General features: G+C 72.9%; 4 protein-coding genes. All 4 read right to left on the bottom strand.

Translation table 11 applies throughout. From position 1 onward, the window contains the following. Window positions 1–200 precede the first annotated feature (200 nt). Complete coding sequence (locus tag VF665_RS21960) at window positions 201–803, bottom strand: hypothetical protein (RefSeq protein ID WP_331055616.1); 603 nt, start codon at window positions 801–803, stop codon at window positions 201–203. 4 nt (window positions 804–807) lie between these two features. After that, window positions 808–1,683 (bottom strand): fructosamine kinase family protein, encoded by an 876-nt coding sequence (locus VF665_RS21955; protein ID WP_331055615.1) that lies wholly within the window; start codon window positions 1,681–1,683, stop codon window positions 808–810. Beyond that, window positions 1,680–2,213 (bottom strand): low molecular weight protein-tyrosine-phosphatase, encoded by a 534-nt coding sequence (locus VF665_RS21950; RefSeq protein ID WP_331055614.1) that lies wholly within the window; start codon window positions 2,211–2,213, stop codon window positions 1,680–1,682. The genes VF665_RS21955 and VF665_RS21950 overlap by 4 nt, the downstream gene beginning before the upstream one ends. After that, a partial coding sequence (locus VF665_RS21945) for a LysM peptidoglycan-binding domain-containing protein (protein WP_331055613.1) occupies window positions 2,210–2,619 on the bottom strand: 410 nt, incomplete at its 5' end. The genes VF665_RS21945 and VF665_RS21950, both read right to left, overlap by 4 nt.

The raw sequence follows: 2,619 nt of genomic DNA, 5'->3' as shown, positions 1-2,619 counted from the left end.
GTCTTGGAGTGGGGAGGCCTGCGCGCCTACGGCGCTTCGGCCTCCCCACTCCAAGACACACAACGAGGAGATTGCTAGCTCCAGCACACTCCCACAATAACTGGTACAGCGAACGGGGGCATTGCATGGCGAGCTTTCGCGAGCCGGGTGAGGGCCACAGCCGGCGGGCGCACTCCACCTCGCATCCGACCGCCAGTTTCCTACCCCACGATCCTCCACGTCTCCCGCCGCGCGCTGTGCCCCACGGCGGCGGCGGGCACATCCTCCGGAATCCCCAAGTCGCGCAGCGTTCCTTCGATCAGGCGGGCAATGCGCTCGCGGTTGCGCGCGGCGATCGCGGTCGCGGGGAGCTTGCGGAGCCCCTTGGCGTACCGCGGATACCGCGACGGATCGCGCAGCGCCCCGCCGATGTAGTGCAGCAGCACGCGCGCGTGCTCGCGGTGGAACGCCCACAGCGTCTCGCCGCGGATGGACCACCGGAACAGCGCATCCGCCGGCCAGCGCAGCCGGTGCTTCCCCACGTGGTGGCACGCGTCACAAAGCACCACGCCGTCGCGGTACAGCTGATATCCCGCCCCGCGATTCGGCGCCTGCCACGCCACCACCGAAGGAAACCGCTCGCGTACCCGCCATCCGCTCCACGGCTTCAGCGCCGCGGCTTCGTCGTCCGGGATCGCTTCCCGCCGCGCGCTGGAGATGAACTCGAACGGCTCTTCCCAGCGCGCCGGGCCCTCGCAGCGCGGGCAGCGGATCTCCAAGGGCGCGTCCCACGGAAAGTCGCCGCGCCAGCTCAGGCTCGCCATCGCCTCAACTCCCCAGCGCCCCGCGCAATGTGGACGCCGTCTGCGCCACGTAGCCGCCGCCGAACAGGTTCACGTGCACGAGCAGGTAGTACAGTTGATAGATGGCGCGCCGCGTGGGGTAGCCCGGCGCCAGCGGCCACGCCTCCCGGTACGCCGCCCCGAACCGCGCGCCGAATCCGCCGAACAGCTCCGCCATCGCCAGATCGACCTCGCGATGGCCGCGATACACGGCCGGGTCGATGAGCGCCGGGCCGTCCGTGGTCTGCATTCTGTTGCCGCTCCACAGGTCGCCGTGCAGCAGCGACGGGCCGTCCTCCTCCGCCGCGGCGAGCAGATCGGGGAGGCGCTCCATCAGCCGCGCCCACTCCGATCCCGCCGCCGGGAGGCGGCCGGCGCGGCGGGCCAGGTCCAGTTGCGGCCCCAGCCGCCGGAGGCGCCAGAACTCCGGCCAGGACGACGCCGTGTCGTTCGCCTGCGGCAGCGAGCCGATGAAGTTGGGTTCCTCCCATCCCCAACCCGCCACGGGTGAGCGGTGCAGCGCCGCCAGCCCGCGGCCGAGCCGCTCGTCGTCCGCGGGGGACGGGGCGGCGGGCTCCAGCCACTCCAGCGCGAGCCAGGCCGGCACGCCCTCCCGCGCATCGCCGCGCGCGAGCACGCGGGGAATAACGAGGCCCGCGGCGGCGCGCCTGAGCGCATCCAGCCCGCGGGCCTCGGCCGCGAACATCCCCGCCGGCGAGCGCGGATGGTACTTGATGAACACCGGCCCGTCCGCCGTGCGCAGCCGGGCCGCCCGGTTGATGCTCCCGCCGCCCACTGACTCGGCGGAAAGCACGCGGCCCAGGTGCGCCTCCACCGCCGCCCGCAGCCCGTCGGGGATCACGCCAGCCCGTGCTCGCGGACGATGTGCTCCAGCAGCCCCGTCACCCCGCGCTCCACGATGTCGTGCACCTCGTCAAAGCCGCGCGGGCCGCCGTAGTACGGGTCGGGCACGTCGCCGTGCCCCGGATCGGGATCCCACTCGCGCAGCCGGTGCACGCGCGCGGTGCCGCCGGAGCGCTCCTCCAGCAGGCGGATGCCTTCCATGTTTTCCGTATCCATCGCGATCACGTAATCAAACCGGCGCAGGTCCGCCGCGGTCAGCGCGCGGCTGCGGCCCTCGAGCACGATGCCGCGCCGCATCGCCGTTTCCGTGCTGCGGCGGTCCGGGGCGGCGCCGCGGTGATAGCCCGACGTGCCCGCGGAGTCGATGACGAACCGGTCTTCCAGCCCGCGCTCGCGCACCTGGTGGCGGAATACGGCTTCCGCCAGCGGCGACCGGCAGATGTTGCCCATGCACACGAACAGCACGCGGATGCGCTCGTCGCGCGAGCCGGGCAGATCCATCTCTTCCTGCACGGGTTCGCGGCTCACCGGGGCGCGGGGGGAATCGCGAGCTTCTGGCCCACGCGCACCTGGTCGCTTTCCAGATCGTTGGCCTCGATGATGGCGTCGCGGGTGACGCCGTAGCGCCGCGCGATGCCGAACAGCGTCTCGCCTGCCTGCACCGTGTGCGTCCGCGTGCCTCGCGCCGGCGTGGACGGGCCGGTGCGCGCGGGTGTGTCCGATCCCGGGCGGGTGGATGCGGGCGTGTCCGCGCCGGAGCGGCCGGCCGCGCGCGTATCGCGCGCGTTGGCGGGAAGGCGCAGCACGTCCCCGGTGCTCACGTCCTGCCAGTTGATGTCCGGGTTCACGGCGCGAAGCTGCGCCGTGGTGATGCCGTACCGCCGTGCGATGCCGTAGAACGTCTCGCCCGCGGCGACGCGATGCGTGCGCGGCG

This window comes from Longimicrobium sp. (assembly GCF_036387355.1).
Taxonomy (GTDB): Bacteria; Gemmatimonadota; Gemmatimonadetes; order Longimicrobiales; family Longimicrobiaceae; genus Longimicrobium.
The sequence above is the reverse complement of the archived record's forward strand: the minus strand, read 5'-3'. Positions and strand labels throughout refer to the sequence as shown.